The sequence below is a fragment of the Streptomyces saintjeani genome (assembly GCF_055409605.1).
In genome coordinates, this window is sequence record NZ_CP189624.1 from 5,587,555 (window position 1) to 5,602,950 (window position 15,396).

At 70.2% G+C, this 15,396-nt stretch carries 18 protein-coding genes and 4 tRNA genes; 16 read left to right on the forward strand and 6 right to left on the reverse strand.

Annotation, left to right across the window (positions count from 1 at the left end):
* Window positions 1–72 precede the first annotated feature (72 nt).
* Complete coding sequence (locus ACQCO7_RS25455) at window positions 73–561, reverse strand: YajQ family cyclic di-GMP-binding protein (RefSeq protein WP_464073999.1); 489 nt, start codon at window positions 559–561, stop codon at window positions 73–75.
* Window positions 562–787: 226 nt separating this feature from the next.
* On the opposite strand from ACQCO7_RS25455, the gene ACQCO7_RS25460 reads away from it, so the two are divergent.
* A tRNA-Tyr gene (locus ACQCO7_RS25460) sits at window positions 788–869 on the forward strand.
* Between the two features lie 185 nt (window positions 870–1,054).
* The gene (locus ACQCO7_RS25465) at window positions 1,055–1,267 is read left to right on the forward strand and encodes a hypothetical protein (RefSeq protein ID WP_050372960.1); all 213 of its coding nucleotides are present in this window, start codon (window positions 1,055–1,057) and stop codon (window positions 1,265–1,267) included.
* A 69-nt stretch (window positions 1,268–1,336) separates the two neighbouring features.
* Here the strand turns inward: ACQCO7_RS25465 and ACQCO7_RS25470 are convergent, their stop codons facing one another.
* A complete protein-coding gene (locus ACQCO7_RS25470; protein WP_464074000.1) occupies window positions 1,337–1,993 on the reverse strand; it encodes an SDR family oxidoreductase in 657 nt (218 codons plus the stop codon).
* A 153-nt stretch (window positions 1,994–2,146) separates the two neighbouring features.
* Window positions 2,147–3,409: an amidohydrolase family protein gene (locus ACQCO7_RS25475; RefSeq protein WP_464074001.1), complete on the reverse strand. Its 1,263-nt coding sequence runs from the start codon at window positions 3,407–3,409 to the stop codon at window positions 2,147–2,149.
* 264 nt (window positions 3,410–3,673) lie between these two features.
* On the opposite strand from ACQCO7_RS25475, the gene ACQCO7_RS25480 reads away from it, so the two are divergent.
* From ACQCO7_RS25480 to ACQCO7_RS25505, 6 genes are all read left to right on the forward strand, one after another.
* Window positions 3,674–3,746 (forward strand) — tRNA-Thr (locus tag ACQCO7_RS25480).
* A 46-nt stretch (window positions 3,747–3,792) separates the two neighbouring features.
* Window positions 3,793–3,865: transfer RNA gene (locus tag ACQCO7_RS25485), tRNA-Met, on the forward strand.
* Between the two features lie 90 nt (window positions 3,866–3,955).
* Entirely contained in the window at window positions 3,956–4,120 is a 165-nt protein-coding gene (gene rpmG / locus ACQCO7_RS25490; protein WP_003948671.1) for a 50S ribosomal protein L33, read from the forward strand.
* A 102-nt stretch (window positions 4,121–4,222) separates the two neighbouring features.
* On the forward strand, window positions 4,223–4,678 hold the full coding sequence (locus ACQCO7_RS25495) for a MaoC family dehydratase N-terminal domain-containing protein (protein ID WP_010354302.1): 456 nt from the start codon (window positions 4,223–4,225) through the stop codon (window positions 4,676–4,678).
* Window positions 4,679–4,686: 8 nt separating this feature from the next.
* Complete coding sequence (locus ACQCO7_RS25500) at window positions 4,687–5,115, forward strand: MaoC family dehydratase (RefSeq protein WP_464074002.1); 429 nt, start codon at window positions 4,687–4,689, stop codon at window positions 5,113–5,115.
* Between the two features lie 125 nt (window positions 5,116–5,240).
* Window positions 5,241–6,296 carry a UDP-N-acetylmuramate dehydrogenase gene (locus ACQCO7_RS25505; RefSeq protein ID WP_464074003.1) on the forward strand — a complete coding sequence of 352 codons (1,056 nt, stop codon included), beginning with the start codon at window positions 5,241–5,243 and terminating at the stop codon, window positions 6,294–6,296.
* A 49-nt stretch (window positions 6,297–6,345) separates the two neighbouring features.
* On the opposite strand, the gene ACQCO7_RS25510 is transcribed toward ACQCO7_RS25505, so the two are convergent.
* On the reverse strand, window positions 6,346–6,978 hold the full coding sequence (locus ACQCO7_RS25510; RefSeq protein ID WP_464074004.1) for an NAD(P)-dependent oxidoreductase: 633 nt from the start codon (window positions 6,976–6,978) through the stop codon (window positions 6,346–6,348).
* A gap of 111 nt (window positions 6,979–7,089) precedes the next feature.
* Between ACQCO7_RS25510 and ACQCO7_RS25515 the strand changes: the two genes are divergently transcribed.
* Window positions 7,090–7,749: a TetR/AcrR family transcriptional regulator gene (locus tag ACQCO7_RS25515; RefSeq protein ID WP_464074005.1), complete on the forward strand. Its 660-nt coding sequence runs from the start codon at window positions 7,090–7,092 to the stop codon at window positions 7,747–7,749.
* Window positions 7,750–7,871: 122 nt separating this feature from the next.
* Here ACQCO7_RS25515 and ACQCO7_RS25520 read toward each other — a convergent pair whose 3' ends face one another.
* The gene (locus ACQCO7_RS25520; RefSeq protein ID WP_464074006.1) at window positions 7,872–8,945 is read right to left on the reverse strand and encodes an adenosine deaminase; all 1,074 of its coding nucleotides are present in this window, start codon (window positions 8,943–8,945) and stop codon (window positions 7,872–7,874) included.
* 116 nt (window positions 8,946–9,061) lie between these two features.
* Window positions 9,062–10,285, reverse strand: a complete 1,224-nt coding sequence (locus ACQCO7_RS25525; protein WP_464074007.1) for a pyridoxal phosphate-dependent aminotransferase — start codon at window positions 10,283–10,285, stop codon at window positions 9,062–9,064.
* 239 nt (window positions 10,286–10,524) lie between these two features.
* Here ACQCO7_RS25525 and ACQCO7_RS25530 point away from each other — a divergent pair.
* From ACQCO7_RS25530 to ACQCO7_RS25560, 7 genes are all read left to right on the forward strand, one after another.
* Window positions 10,525–10,597 (forward strand) — tRNA-Trp (locus tag ACQCO7_RS25530).
* Window positions 10,598–10,702: 105 nt separating this feature from the next.
* Window positions 10,703–10,990 (forward strand): preprotein translocase subunit SecE, encoded by a 288-nt coding sequence (gene secE, locus ACQCO7_RS25535; protein WP_464074008.1) that lies wholly within the window; start codon window positions 10,703–10,705, stop codon window positions 10,988–10,990.
* Between the two features lie 82 nt (window positions 10,991–11,072).
* Window positions 11,073–11,969 (forward strand): transcription termination/antitermination protein NusG, encoded by an 897-nt coding sequence (gene nusG / locus ACQCO7_RS25540; RefSeq protein WP_464074009.1) that lies wholly within the window; start codon window positions 11,073–11,075, stop codon window positions 11,967–11,969.
* A 168-nt stretch (window positions 11,970–12,137) separates the two neighbouring features.
* Window positions 12,138–12,572, forward strand: a complete 435-nt coding sequence (rplK, locus tag ACQCO7_RS25545; protein ID WP_010354293.1) for a 50S ribosomal protein L11 — start codon at window positions 12,138–12,140, stop codon at window positions 12,570–12,572.
* Between the two features lie 80 nt (window positions 12,573–12,652).
* Entirely contained in the window at window positions 12,653–13,378 is a 726-nt protein-coding gene (gene rplA / locus ACQCO7_RS25550; RefSeq protein ID WP_464074010.1) for a 50S ribosomal protein L1, read from the forward strand.
* 122 nt (window positions 13,379–13,500) lie between these two features.
* On the forward strand, window positions 13,501–14,295 hold the full coding sequence (locus ACQCO7_RS25555; RefSeq protein ID WP_464077288.1) for an SCO4651 family lipoprotein: 795 nt from the start codon (window positions 13,501–13,503) through the stop codon (window positions 14,293–14,295).
* 86 nt (window positions 14,296–14,381) lie between these two features.
* Window positions 14,382–15,353 carry an SCO4651 family lipoprotein gene (locus tag ACQCO7_RS25560; RefSeq protein WP_464074011.1) on the forward strand — a complete coding sequence of 324 codons (972 nt, stop codon included), beginning with the start codon at window positions 14,382–14,384 and terminating at the stop codon, window positions 15,351–15,353.
* The last annotated feature ends 43 nt before the right edge of the window (window positions 15,354–15,396 follow it).

A 15,396-nucleotide genomic window follows, 5' to 3' on the forward strand; every position in this document is an offset into this window, starting at 1 on the left:
CCACCAAACCCCCGGACACACCAGAAGGGCGGGCGCCGAGGCGCCCGCCCTTCTGGCCCACCGGCCCACGGACTACCGGTAGTTCACGAACTGGAGCGCGAAGTCGAAGTCCTGGCCCTTCAACAGGGCGATGACGGTCTGGAGGTCGTCACGGCTCTTGGAGCTGACGCGCAGTTCGTCACCCTGGACCTGGGCCTTGATGCCCTTGGGGCCCTCGTCGCGGATGAGCTTGGCGACCTTCTTCGCGTTGTCCTGCGAGATGCCCTCCTTGACCTCGGCGAAGAGCTTGTACTCCTTGCCGGAGAGCTGCGGTTCGCCCGCCTCCAGCGCCTTCAGCGAGATCCCGCGCTTGATGAGCTTCGACTGGAAGACGTCGAGGACAGCCATGACCCGGTCCTCGGAGTTCGCCTCCATCAGGATCTTCTCGCCGGACCACGAGATCGAGGCACCCACGCCCTTGAAGTCGTAGCGCTGCGAGATCTCCTTGCCGGCCTGGTTGAGGGCGTTGTCGACCTCCTGCCGCTCGACCTTCGAGACGATGTCGAAACTGGAGTCGGCCATGTCCTGTGGCTCCTTGTATCAGGGGGCGTGTCGAGTGCGTGGCGGCGTCCTCGGGGGCCCGTGCCTGTCCCGGCACAGCCCCGGCCACGTCCGGACAAGCCTAGCCACCCGATCACCTCCGGGCGCAGCTCAATCGGGTGGCGGACCACCCCTCCCCATCGGGTATTGTTTACGTCGTTGCCGGGAAACACCGCAGAAAAGCGGTCCGACCAGGCGACAAACCCCCGGCGGTGTGCCCGAGCGGCCAAAGGGAGCAGACTGTAAATCTGCCGGCTCAGCCTTCCCAGGTTCGAATCCTGGCGCCGCCACACGGGAACGCAAGGGCCCGTGATCCACTCAAGCAGTGGGTCACGGGCCCTTCGTCATGTGCGCCGCCGCGACGGCTCATGAAGAAGATCACACCCTCGCCAGGGAGCTGATCGCGCTTCTGCGCGCAGCGCCGCAGCGTGCCGTGAGGCCGTGTCCGCGGGGCCCCCTGAGGCACACTGACCTCATGTCCAGCCGCCGCAGAACCTGCCCCGAGTGCCGCCGCGAGATCGCCGTCGTCGCCGGCCGGTTCGCCCGGCACGACCCGCCCGGCGCCCGCGAGGCCGGCGAGCTGACGTCCTGCCCCGGCTCCCGCAGCCCCGCCCAACTCGGCGCCGCCCAGCCGTCGCTGGACGGCTTCACGGTCCCCGAGTTCCCGGGCCAGATGCCCCTCTTCTGACCCGCGCACCGCGTCGTACGAGCACCCACCACCACACACCCTCAGCCGTACAACGCCCCTGAGGCCCCGTCAGTTCCCCGCCACCGACTTCACCGCCACGGACACCGGCGTAGAACCCCCCACCAGCTCCAGCGTCAGCCCCGCCGTCGCCGGTGTCTCCAGCAGCTCCGCGAGTACGGCGGCCACATCGTCGCGCGGGATCATGCCGCGCCCCGTACACGCCTCCAGGCGCACCAGTCCGGTCCCGGCGTCGTCGGTGAGGCCCCCGGGCCGCAGGACGGTCCAGTCGAGGGCGCCCAGGCTCTGGACGTACGCGTCGGCGGCCCCCTTCGCGCGCAGGTAGGCGTCGAAGATCTCGTCCCCGGCGTGCCCGGCGTCCGCGCCCATCGAGGACACGACGAGGAACCGGCGCACGCCCGCGCGTACGGCCGCGTCGGCGAAGAGAACCGCCGCCCCCTTGTCGACGGTGTCCTTGCGCGCGACCCCGCTGCCCGGCCCCGCACCCGCCGCGAACACGGCCGCGTCGGCGCCCCGAAGAACCCCGGCGACCTCCTCGGCGGACGCCGACTCCAGGTCCAGGACGACCGGTTCGGCGCCGGCCGCGCGTAGATCGTCCCCCTGCTCGGCCTTGCGGACGATCCCCACGACCTCGTCCCCGCGCGCGGCGAGCAACCGCTCCAGCCGCAACGCGATCTGACCATGACCTCCGGCGATGACAATGCGCATGCTGTCGACCGTACGCCCGGGGAGCCCCACCCGCCGCACGACTCCCATCAAGTGTGACGGTCGGTAAATATGCTCACGAGCCCACCGAGCCCACCGAGCCCACCGAGCCCACCGAGCCCTCGGCGCCCCCGCAAACCGCCCCCCCCACCGCCCCTACGACACCTCCCCCCGCCCCTGCCGAGGCAACCCCGACTCCGCGGCCACAGCCGAATTGCAGTACTCCCGCACCGCACTCGTCCGAGCCACCACCCGCCCCCGATGAATCACGATCCGGCTGTAGGCGAGCGACAACGCCCCCGCGAGCCGCTCCCCCCGAACCGCCAGCAACTCGGCCGGAAACCCCGCCTCCACCCGCACCTCGGGCAACCCGAGCACCGCACGCGCGGACGCGCTGACCGCGTCGTACGCGTCCTCGGGCCGCAACCCCTCGCGCGAGGCCAGCAGATACGCGGCCTCCAGAGGATCGCCGCGCCCCACGGGGTTGGAGACGTCCCGCAGCGCCCCGCTCCCGGCGGCGACCCGCACCCCCGCCGCCCGCAGGAGCCGCACAGGAGCCGTCCCGCGGCCCTCCACGGCCCCGCAGGAGCCCTGGGGGAGGCAGACGACGGTGACGCCCGCGGCGGCGAGCTGGTCGGCCGTACGGGAGGCGTGCTCGGCGGGCAGCGCCCCGCAGGGGCTGAGCGTGACGCCGGGCCGCAGGCCCCCGCACTGCGCGGCGATGCGCGCGAGGCGCCCGGGGTCGGCGGCGTCGGTGTGCAGGTCGACCGGGCAGCCGTGCTCGGCGGCGACCTCCAGGACGGCCTGGACGTACCCCGTCGGATCGGGGTCGAGGTCGGGGCAGCCGCCCACCACGGAGGCGCCCATCTTCAGCGCGTCCCGCAGCATCGCGAGCCCGTCCGCGCCGGCCACCCCGGTCAGCAGCCGGGGCACCGCCACGGTCGTCAGCTCCGCGAGCCCGCGCAGCGAACGGCGCGCCTGGAGGACGGCGCCGAGCGCGCCGAGCCCCTGGACGTCGCCCACGCGTACGTGCGCGCGCAGGGCGGTCGCGCCGTGGCCGAGCTGGAGGAGGGCCGCCTCGGTGGCGCGCCGCTGGACGTCCTCGGGGGCGTACGACACCGGCCCGTCCGTGTCGGCGGACAGCGCGGTGTCCGCGTGCGCGTGCGGTTCGGCGGGGGCGGGGAGCAGGAGGTGGCCGGAGAGGTCGACGCGGCCCCCGCGCGCGGGAGGGCCGGTCAGGCTGCCCGCCGTACCGACGGCCTCGATCCGCCCGCCGCCCAGCCGTACGTCCACGGTCCTGCCGTCGGTGAGCCGGGCGCCGCACAGCAGGAGGGCCGACGGGTCCTGCCGGCTGCTGGAGGACCCACCGGACGACCCACCGGACGACGACGGGGACGGCTGCGGCTGACTGTCGGGCATCGCGCTCCAGAGGCTCCGAGGTCACAAAGGGTCATAAAAGATCACAGAGATCGCAGAGATCACAGAGGAAGATCACGCAGAGTGAGTCGAGCCTAGGGCGGTCGTCCGACGCTGTCAGGGAGGGGCGAAATAGTCGTACCGGTGTGGTCCGCCGTGCGGGGGAGGCCCCGGAGACCCTTGTGGCGGGCCGGAAACCGGGGCCGCACAAGGCCCGACAACGGATTTGGGTGAACGCCCGAGGAGCGTGTAATGTCTTCCTCGCTCGCCCCAATAGCTCAGTCGGTAGAGCGTCTCCATGGTAAGGAGAAGGTCTACGGTTCGATTCCGTATTGGGGCTCTGGTGAGAGAGGTTCCCGTCGCGAGGCGGGAACGGATCTCATCACAGCGGTGTAGCTCAGTCGGTAGAGCAAGCGGCTCATAATCGCTGTGTCACCGGTTCAAGTCCGGTCACCGCTACGAGCAGTAGCCGATTGTGGGGTCGGTCCTTCAGTCGGCTACTCTTTCATGCGTTAATCAATTTCTATCCGTTCGTCAAGGAGCACTCACGTGGCTGCCACCGACGTCCGCCCGAAGATCACGCTGGCCTGCGTGGAGTGCAAGGAGCGGAACTACATCACCAAGAAGAACCGGCGTAACAACCCGGACCGACTGGAGATGAAGAAGCACTGCCCGCGTTGCAACGCGCACACCGCGCACCGCGAAACGCGATAAATCAGGCTCGTACATGAGGCCGTCCCCGAGAGATCGGGGGCGGCCTCACGTCGTTGAACAGGCAGTACCGGTCAGTAGAGCAACCAGAGAGGTGCCGGGCCCATGGCGCTCGACCAGTCCTTCGTGGGGCGGAGCTACCCGCCCACCGAGCCCTACGAGGTGGGCCGGGAGAAGATCCGCGAGTTCGCGGTCGCGATCGGCGACGACCACCCCGCGTACACGGACCCCGAGGCCGCGAAGGCGCTCGGTCACCCGGACGTGATCGCCCCCCCGACGTTCGTGTTCTCCATCACCTTCAAGGCCGCCGGACAGGTCATCGAGGACCCCCAGCTGGGCCTCGACTACAGCCGCGTCGTGCACGGCGACCAGAAGTTCACGTACGTCCGCCCCGTGCGCGCGGGTGACCGGCTGAGCGTCACCAGCACCATCGAGGCCGTCAAGTCGATGGCCGGCAACGACATCGTGGACATCCGCGGCGAGGTCCACGACGAGGCCGGCGAGCACGTCGTGACCGCCTGGACCAAGCTCGTGGCCCGCGCGGCCACCGAGGAGGCGTGAGGAATCCCATGACGGCGAAGATTTCTTACGACGAGGTCGAGGTCGGCACCGAACTGCCCGCCCGCACCTTCCCCGTGACCCGTGCCACGCTCGTGCGCTACGCGGGCGCCTCCGGCGACTTCAACCCGATCCACTGGAACGAGAAGTTCGCCAAGGAGGTCGGCCTCCCGGACGTCATCGCGCACGGCATGTTCACCATGGCCGAGGCGGTCCGCGTCGTCACCGACTGGACCGGCGACCCGGGCGCGGTCGTCGACTACGGCGTCCGCTTCACCAGGCCCGTCGTCGTCCCCAACGACGACGAGGGCGCCCTCATCGAGGTCACCGCCAAGGTCGCCGCCAAGCTCGACGACAACACGGTCCGCGTCGACCTCACCGTCACCAGCGCCGGCCAGAAGGTCCTCGGCATGTCCCGGGCGGTCGTCCGCCTGGCCTGAGGCTTTCCGTGCGACAGGCGCGCACGCGTACGGCGATGTAAGGGGCGTTCTCCAGGGCGAGGCGCCCCTTACGCGTGCCCGGCGTGCGACCGGCGTTGTCAGTGCCGTCTCGTAGGCTTGGCCGCGTGCTCGAACTTCACGACGCTCCGCTCGCCCCGCTGACCACGTTCCGGCTCGGCGGCCCCGCCTCCCGTCTGGTGACCGCCACCACCGACGCCGAGGTGATCGAGGCCGTGCGCGAGGCCGACGCGGCCGGCACCCCCCTGCTGATCGTCGGCGGCGGCTCCAACCTCGTCGTCGGGGACAAGGGCTTCGACGGCACGGCCCTGCGCATCGCCACCCGCGGGACCGAGCTGAGCGGTACGACGCTGGAGCTGGCCGCGGGCGAGGTGTGGACCGACGCCGTCGCGCGCGCGGTGGACGCCGGGCTCGCCGGGATCGAGTGCCTCGCCGGGATCCCCGGGTCGGCGGGCGCGACGCCGATCCAGAACGTCGGGGCGTACGGCCAGGAGGTCTCCTCGACGATCACCGAGGTCGTCGCCTACGACCGGCGCGCGGGTGAGACGGTCACGCTGACGAACGCCGAGTGCGCCTTCTCGTACCGCCACAGCCGTTTCAAGGCGGACCCCGAGCGGTACGTCGTCCTGCGCGTGCGGTTCGCTCTGGAGGACGCGGGCGGGCTGTCGGCGCCCCTGAAGTACGCCGAGACCGCGCGGGCGCTCGGCGTCGAGGCGGGGGAGCGGGTCGCGCTCGGCGCCGCGCGCGAGACGGTGCTGAAGCTGCGCGCGGGCAAGGGGATGGTGCTGGACGCCGAGGACCACGACACCTGGTCCGCCGGGTCCTTCTTCACCAACCCGATCCTCGCGGACGCCGAGTTCGCGGCGTTCCGTGCGCGCGTGGGGGAGCGGCTCGGCGAGGGCACCGAACCGCCCGCCTACCCGGCGGGGGAGGGGCACACGAAGACGTCCGCCGCGTGGCTCATCGACCGCGCCGGCTTCACGAAGGGGTACGGCACCGGCCCCGCGCGCCTGTCCACGAAACACACCCTCGCCCTCACGAACCGGGGCACCGCCACCACGGAGGACCTCCTCGCGCTGGCCCGCGAGATCGTCACCGGGGTGGAGACGGCGTTCGGGGTGACGCTGGTGAACGAGCCGGTGATGGTGGGCGTCACCCTCTGAGGAGAGGCTCCAAGGTGAACCGGGACGACTTCGGCACTCTTAAGGGAGTTCAGTACGCCACCCCCACCCCCTGCTTCACCGCCCCCGCCTCACCGATCATCCCCAACATCGCGTGCGCCACATCCGCCCGTCCAATGAACCTCCCCGCGCGCGGGAAACCGCCGATCACCTTGCGGTAGACGCCCGTGAGGGGCTTGTCCTGGAGGCGGGGCGGGCGGACGAACGTCCAGTCCGTCGCGGAGCGGGCGACGTCCGCCTCCATCTCGCGCAGGTCGTCGTAGACGGGGCGCAGGATCGCCGAGACGGCACTGCGCATCCCCCGGTCGAGGAGGCCGTCGTCCGCCGGAGCGGGGCCCACGGGCGCGGCGCTGACCAGCAGGAACCGGCGTACGTCCGTCGACTCCAGGGCCTTCAGGGCCGTACGGGTCAGGCGGGTGGCGACGCCGGCGTCCGCCCGGCCGCGGGGGCCGAGGCCGGAGAGGACGACGTCGCGGCCGGTCAGCGCGGGGAGCAGGGCCTGCGGGTCGGTGAGGTCGGCGCGGACGACCTCCAGGTGCGTGCCGGTGACGGTGAGGCGGGCCGGGTCGCGGACGACCGCGGTGACCTCGTGGCCCGCGTCGAGGGCCTGGCGGACGATCTCGCGGCCGATGCCGCCGGTCGCGCCCAGGACGGTGAGTTTCATGGTGGACCCCCAGTGGGAATGAGGTGGGTGAGTGCTCACTCACCCTGCCTTCTCCTAGAGTGGGTAAGCAATCACTCACCCGTCAAGTGCCGACACCGAACGGATGTCCCCATGGAACCCAGGCCCACCCGGGCACGCATCCTCGACGCCGCCCACGACCTGATGCGCACGGTCGGGCTCGCCCGGGCCACCACCAAGGAGATCGCGAGAGCGGCCGGCTGCTCCGAGGCGGCCCTCTACAAGCACTTCGACAGCAAGGAGGACCTCTTCGTCCAGGTCCTCACGGAACGCCTCCCGCACCTGACGCCCCTCCTCGGCAGCCTCGCCGCTGAGCCCGGCCGGGGCACGCTGGAGGAGAACCTCACCGAGATCGCCCACCAGGCGTCCCTCTTCTACGACGAGAGCTTCCCGATCGCCGCGTCCCTCTACGCGGAGACCAGCCTCAAGCAGCGGCACGACCGGGCGATGCGCGAGAAGGGCACCGGCCCGCACGTCCCCATCGGCCTCCTCGACGCGTACCTCCGCGCGGAGCGGGAACTCGGCCGCGTCCACCCCGACACCGACACCTTCGCCGCGGCGTCCCTCCTCCTCGGCGCCTGCGCACAGCGCGCGTTCGCGTACGACGCGGCGGACACCCGCCCCGACACGGCGACGTTCGCGTCCCGCCTCGCCCGCACGCTCCTCGCGGGCATCACGGGACCCGCAGCAGAGGCCGGCACCAACGGGGCGACGAGGTTCGCGGAAACGGCCGGAGCCGCCGAGACACCCTAGGGAGACCGGACGCCCCCGCCAGGCCACCCGCCCCGCGCCCGCCCTCAAGCCACCGGTCCGCCAGGCCGCCCGCACCCACGCCCGCCCTCAGGACACTGCCCCCACCTGCCCCCGCGCCGCCCTCAACCCACCGGCCCCGCCAGCCAGTCGTCCACCCCGGACAGCAGCTTCCCCCTGACGTCCTCCGGCGCCGCCGACCCCCGGATCGACTGCCGCGCCAGCTCCGCCAGCTCCTCGTCCGTGAACCCGTGGTACCGCCGGGCGATCTCGTACTGCGCGGCCAGCCGGGACCCGAACAGCAGCGGGTCGTCCGCGCCCAGCGCCATCGGCACGCCGGCGTCGTACAGCACCCGCAGGGGCACGTCCTCCGGCTTCTCGTAGACGCCCAGGGCGACGTTGGACGCGGGGCAGACCTCGCAGGTCACCCCCCGCTCCGCGAGGCGCTTCAGCAGGCGGGGGTCCTCCGCCGCGCGGACCCCGTGGCCGATGCGGGTCGCGTGGAGGTCGTCCAGGCAGTCGCGGACGGAGAAGGGGCCGGTCAGCTCGCCGCCGTGGGGCGCGGACAGCAGCCCGCCCTCGCGGGCGATCGCGAACGCCCGGTCGAAGTCGCGGGCCATGCCCCGGCGTTCGTCGTTGGAGAGGCCGAAGCCGACGACGCCCCGCTCGGCGTAGCGGACGGCGAGCCGGGCGAGCGTACGGGCGTCCAGCGGGTGCTTCATCCGGTTCGCGGCGACCAGCACCCGCATCCCGATCCCGAGGTCGCGCGAGGTCGTCTCGACCGCGTCCAGGATGATCTCCAGCGCGGGGATGAGCCCGCCCAGCCGGGGCGCGTACGAGGTCGGGTCGACCTGGATCTCCAGCCACCCGGAGCCGTCCCGGACGTCCTCCTCGGCGGCCTCGCGCACGAGGCGCCGGATGTCGTCGGGCTCACGCAGGCACGAGCGCGCGGCGTCGTACAGCCGCTGGAAGCGGAACCAGCCCCGTTCGTCCGTAGCCCTCAGCTGCGGCGGCTCCCCGCTGGTCAGCGCCTCGGCCAGCGCCTCCGGCAGCCGTACCCCGTACTTGTCGGCCAGCTCCAGCACGGTCGCGGGCCGCATCGAGCCGGTGAAGTGCAGGTGCAGATGGGCCTTGGGGAGTTGAGAGAGATCACGTACGCACGGGGGGTTCGGGGGGCTCCCCCCTGAAAGGCTCAGCATTCGCCGATACTGCCGTACGCGGGTGAGGCGCGGGTAATCGATTCCCCGAACGTGGGTTTGCTCGTACAAAAAGGCGGGCCGCTTCCCCGAAGGGAGACGGCCCGCCAGGCAGCGACCTACTTGGCCTCGGCCAGCAGCTTCTGGAGCCGCGAGACGCCCTCGACGAGGTCCTCGTCGCCCAGCGCGTACGACAGCCGCAGATAGCCGGGTGTGCCGAACGCCTCACCGGGTACGACCGCGACCTCGGCCTCCTCCAGGATCAGCTCGGCCAGCTCCACCGAGGAGACGGGCCGCCGGCCCCGGATCTCCTTGCCGAGCAACTCCTTCACGGACGGGTACGCGTAGAACGCGCCCTCGGGCTCCGGGCAGAACACGCCGTCGATCTCGTTGAGCATCGCGACGATCTTCTTGCGCCGCCGGTCGAACGCGACCTTCATCTCCTCGACGGCCGTGAGGTCACCGGAGACCGCGGCGAGCGCGGCGACCTGGGCGACGTTGGAGACGTTGGACGTGGCGTGCGACTGGAGGTTGGTCGCGGCCTTGACGACGTCCTTGGGGCCGATGACCCAGCCGACCCGCCAGCCGGTCATGGCGTACGTCTTGGCGACACCGTTGACGACGATGGTCTTGTCGGCCAGCTCGGGGACGACGACCGGCAGCGAGTGGAACTCCGCGTCGCCGTACACGAGGTGCTCGTAGATCTCGTCCGTCAGGACCCACAGGCCGTGCTCGGCGGCCCAGCGGCCGATCTCCTCGACCTGCGCGCGCGTGTAGACCGCGCCGGTCGGGTTGGAGGGGGAGACGAAGAGCAGGACCTTGGTGTTCGCGGTCCGCGCGGCCTCCAGCTGCTCGACGGAGACGCGGTAGCCGGTCGTCTCGTCGGCGACGACCTCGACCGGGACACCGCCGGCGAGACGGATCGACTCCGGGTAGGTCGTCCAGTACGGCGCCGGGACGATGACCTCGTCGCCCGGGTCGAGGATCGTGGCGAACGCCTCGTAGATGGCCTGCTTGCCGCCGTTGGTGACGAGGATCTGGGACGCGTCGACCTCGTAGCCCGAGTCGCGCAGGGTCTTCGCGGCGATCGCGGCCTTCAGCTCGGGCAGGCCGCCCGCCGGGGTGTAGCGGTGGTACTTGGGGTTCTTGCATGCCTCGACGGCCGCTTCGACGATGTAGTCGGGGGTCGGGAAGTCGGGCTCACCCGCGCCGAAACCGATCACCGGACGCCCGGCGGCCTTCAGGGCCTTCGCCTTGGCGTCCACGGCGAGGGTCGCGGATTCGGAGATCGCGCCGATGCGGGCCGAGACCCGGCGTTCGGTGGGAGAGGTTGCAGCGCTCATGCGGCCCATGTTTTCAGACCCGCAACACCGGCGGCACGCCGGTTTCACGTACTGGGCAACGCGAGGCCACGCCCGGGTGAACCGACGGAACATCAGACCGAGACCGATCAAGAGCGCTTCGCGTTCGACGCCGGGCTCAGGAGCACGTACACTCATCCGTCGTTGGCCCCTCTACAGCCGTGCCACCAGCGGTGCACACCAAGCACCCGGGTGGATACGGTAGGTTGGGGGACGGACAAAGGGTCGTAGCTCAATTGGTAGAGCACTGGTCTCCAAAACCAGCGGTTGGGGGTTCAAGTCCCTCCGGCCCTGCTTCACACTCCTCCAGGATGTGTGCGCAGGTATACACAGCATTGCACCGTCGTGCGGCTCAGACCGGGCGCGGCACGGCCACGACCCGGGAACAGGTGAGGACGAATGGCGGATGCCGTGGGCTCCATCGATACGCCTGACGCCCAGGACGAAGCGCCTGAGAGCAAGAAGAAGGCGCGCAAGGGCGGAAAGCGCGCCAAGCGGGGCCCGCTGAAGCGGCTGGGCCTCTTCTACCGCCAGATCATCGCCGAGCTGCGCAAGGTAGTCTGGCCGACGCGCAATCAGCTCACCACCTACACCACTGTGGTGATCGTCTTCGTGGTCATCATGATCGGTCTGGTCACGGTGATCGACTACGGTCTCAGCCATGCCGCCAAGTACGTCTTCGGCTGATGCCGATTAGCGAAGGGCGCCGAGGAAACCGGCGCCCCTTTCGCATGTTCCACCCTTATGCATCCCAGGAAGAAGCAGCCACGTGTCTGACCAGAACCTGAACGACGACCACGAAGCTGTCGAGGCCGTCGAGTCCGTCGACGACGAGCTCGACATCGTCGAGGGCGCGGACGAGGACCTGGACGAGGTGGAGGCTGCCGACGCCGAGGCCGGCGAGGCCGCTGAAGAGGACGCCGTCCACCTCGAAGAGGAAGAGGACGCCGACTCCGAGGACGCCGGTCTCGAAGAAGACGCCGACCTCGAAGAAGGCGACGAGGACGACGAGGAGGAGGAGTCCGGCGGCGACGTCGAGACCGCTCCCGTCGACCCCGTCGAGGCCCTCCGCGAGGAGCTGCGCACCCTCCCCGGCGAGTGGTACGTCATCCACACCTACGCCGGTTACGAGAACCGCGTGAAGACCAACCTGGAGCAGCGCGCCGTCTCGCTGAACGTCGAGGACTTCATCTTCCAGGCCGAGGTGCCGCAGGAAGAGGTCGCCCAGATCAAGAACGGCGAGCGCAAGACGGTCCGGCAGAACAAGCTTCCCGGGTACGTCCTGGTCCGGATGGACCTCACGAACGAGTCCTGGGGCGTCGTCCGCAACACCCCCGGCGTCACCGGCTTCGTGGGCAACGCGTACGACCCCTACCCGCTGACGCTGGACGAGATCGTCAAGATGCTCGCGCCCGAGGCGGAGGAGAAGGCGGCCCGCGAGGCGGCCGAGGCCGAGGGCAAGCCGGCGCCGTCGCGCAAGCTCGAGGTCCAGGTGCTGGACTTCGAGGTCGGCGACTCGGTCACCGTCACGGACGGTCCGTTCGCCACGCTCCAGGCCACGATCAACGAGATCAACGCCGACTCCAAGAAGGTCAAGGGCCTGGTGGAGATCTTCGGCCGCGAGACCCCGGTCGAGCTGTCCTTCGACCAGATCCAGAAGAACTAGCTCTTCCTGGAAGACACACTTCCGGCCAGGTCAGGCAGGCTGTCACAGCTTGTCTGACCTGCTCGGTTTTTGGCCGCACACCTATACCCGTTATCGTTGTGCGGTATGCCTGCGTCCGGGTGATTCCCGAGCACGGGCAGGACCCGAATCGAAAGGACCCGGAGAGCTATGCCTCCCAAGAAGAAGAAGGTCACGGGGCTCATCAAGCTCCAGATCAACGCCGGTGCGGCGAACCCCGCCCCGCCGGTCGGCCCCGCGCTCGGTCAGCACGGCGTCAACATCATGGAGTTCTGCAAGGCCTACAACGCGGCGACCGAGTCGCAGCGTGGCTGGGTCATCCCGGTGGAGATCACGGTCTACGAGGACCGCTCCTTCACCTTCGTGACCAAGACTCCGCCGGCCGCGAAGATGATCCTCAAGGCCGCCGGTGTCGAGAAGGGCTCGGGCGAGCCGCACAAGACCAAGGTCGCCAAGATCACCGAGGCGCAGGTCCGCGAGATCGCCACGACCAAGCTCCCCGACCTCAACGCCAACGACCTGGACGCCGCGGCGAAGATCATCGCCGGTACCGCGCGCTCCATGGGCGTCGTCGTCGAGGGCTGACCTCACCCCCCTTCACCGCAGATATGTGGGAGGGCCTGCTCGGCCCTGAACCACGACTCCAGAACCTCACAGGAGCAGTAATGAGCAAGCGCAGCAAGGCCCTTCGCGCTGCGGACGCCAAGATCGACCGGGAGAAGCTGTACGCCCCGCTCGAGGCCGTCCGTCTCGCCAAGGAGACCTCCACCTCGAAGTTCGACGGCACCGTCGAGGTCGCCTTCCGCCTGGGTGTCGACCCGCGCAAGGCCGACCAGATGGTCCGTGGCACCGTGAACCTGCCGCACGGCACCGGCAAGACCGCCCGGGTCCTGGTCTTCGCGACCGGTGACCGTGCTGCCGCCGCGGAAGCCGCGGGCGCCGACATCGTCGGCTCCGACGAACTGATCGACGAGGTCGCCAAGGGCCGCCTGGACTTCGACGCCGTCGTCGCCACCCCGGACCTCATGGGCAAGGTCGGCCGCCTCGGCCGCGTGCTCGGTCCGCGTGGTCTGATGCCGAACCCGAAGACCGGCACCGTCACCCCGGACGTCGTCAAGGCCGTCACGGACATCAAGGGCGGCAAGATCGAGTTCCGCGTCGACAAGCACTCGAACCTGCACTTCATCATCGGCAAGACGTCCTTCGAGGACGAGAAGCTGGTGGAGAACTACGCCGCGGCGCTCGAGGAGATCACGCGTCTCAAGCCGTCCGCCGCGAAGGGCCGCTACATCAAGAAGGCCGCGATCAGCACCACGATCGGCCCCGGCATCCAGCTCGACCCCAACCGCACCCGCAACCTCCTCGTCGAGGAGGACCCGGCCGCGGTCTGAGCCTCACCGCTCGCCTCGTAGTCGGACACGGGCCCCACGCCTTCGGGTGTGGGGCCCGTTCCCGTTGTCGGTGGCCTGGGTTAACGTGCGGGAACGGAGATCGCACAGGGGTGGTGGGACGGATGGCGCGGGTGGGGCTGTGGGGGGCGACCGTGGCCCTGCTGGTGGGGAGCGTCGCGTGTACGACGCCGCAGCCGCGGGCCGGGGGTACTACGGCGGCGGCGAGCGCGCCGGTCAAGGCCCTGCGCGGCGCCGAGCGGGCCACCACGGACGCCGGGTCGGCGAAGGTCGAGTCGAGCACGGTGATGGGGAAGGTGATGTCCCTGACGGCCGAGGGGGCGGTGTCGTGGGCGCGGGGGTTCACGGGGACGCTCGTGCTGACCTACACCGGGGGCAGCGTCGCCGAGACCATGCGGGAGGCGGGCGTGTCCTCGACGGAGGCCCGCTATCTGCCGGACGCGTACTACGCGCGCACGGGCGCCCGGCTCGCGAAGGAGGCCGGCGGCAAGCAGTGGGTGCGGTACGCGTACGCCGATCTGGAGCGCCTCGCGGGCGGCGCCGGTGCCTACATCCAGGACCAGCTCCGGCACACGGCCCCCAGCCGCGCGGTGAAGCTCCTGCTGGCCTCGGGGGACGTGCGCGAGGTTGGCCGGGAGACGGTGCGGGGGCGGCGTACGACGCACTACGCGGGGGCCGTGGACTCCGACGCGTCCAGTGTGACGACCGAGCGGGTGGACGTGTGGGTCGACGAGCGGAACCTGCTGGTGAAGAAGGTGGAGAAGGGTGTCACCGCGGACGGGGCGTACAGCCAGACCGCGTACTACGGGGACTACGGCACGAAGGTGACCGCCGAGCGGCCCCCGGCGAAGGACACCGCGGACTTCTCGGAGCTGGTGCGGGAACTCTCGGGCGGGTGAAAACGTCGGGGACAGTAAAGGGGGCCTCGGACTAAGGTTCTATACAGGTAAAGCAAAGGAAGGGGAGCCTGGGGAGGCTCCTCGGGATGTGGGGGGTACTTGTGAACGTCCGGAAGAAGACCGCCGCCGCCGGTGTGACCGCCCTGGTGCTGACCGGTGCCGTGGCCTGCGGGAACGCGTCCGACACCGTGGAGCGGACGGCGGCTCAGGCGCTGACGGCGTCCTTCGAGAAGACCTCGGAGGCCAAGTCCGCGAAGGTCAGCATGACCATGTCGATGCCGAAGGCCATGGACGGCGGCGGCGACACGACGATGACCGGCGTCATGGGCTGGGACCCGACCGTGATGGACGTCACGATGAAGGGCGACGGTCTCACGAGCGAGCCGGGCGCCCCCGAGAGCGTCCGCATGATCATGGCGGACAACGTCATGTACATGGACATGGGCGCCTCGCCGGACATCGCCGAGCTGACGGACGGCAAGCGTTGGATGAAGCTCGACATGATGGCCGCCGCCAAGGCCAGCGGCGACAAGGCGCTCCAGAAGCAGATGACCGCCGGCCTGGAGAACATGAACCAGAGCCCGGTGGACCAGCTCGCCCTGCTGCTCGAATCGCCGAACATCAAGCACATCGGCAGCGAGAAGATCGACGGCGTCGAGGCGGAGCACTACAAGGGCCTGCTCACGGTCAAGGAGATGCTGGCGTCCAACAAGTCGCTGGACGTCCTGGACTCCGCCGACCGCGCCAAGCTCCTCAAGGGCATCGAGAAGTCCGGCTTCACGGGCTACGACACGGACGTCTGGGTCAACAAGGACGACCTCCCGGTCCGGATGGACGTCGTGATGGACCACCCCGACGGCGCGCTCAAGATGAGCATGAAGCTCTCCGACTACGGCGCGCAGGCCAAGGTCACGCCGCCGGCCGCCAAGGACACCTTCGACCTGATGGACATGTTCAAGAACCTCGGCGACAAGCTGAAGGGCCTCGACAAGGACCTGGAGGGGCTGGATGCCGGCGACCTCGACCTCCAGGGCCTGGAGAACACCCCGGCGACCTGAGCCGCGCCGGGAACCTCATCGTCGTACGACCGGATTTGCCCCG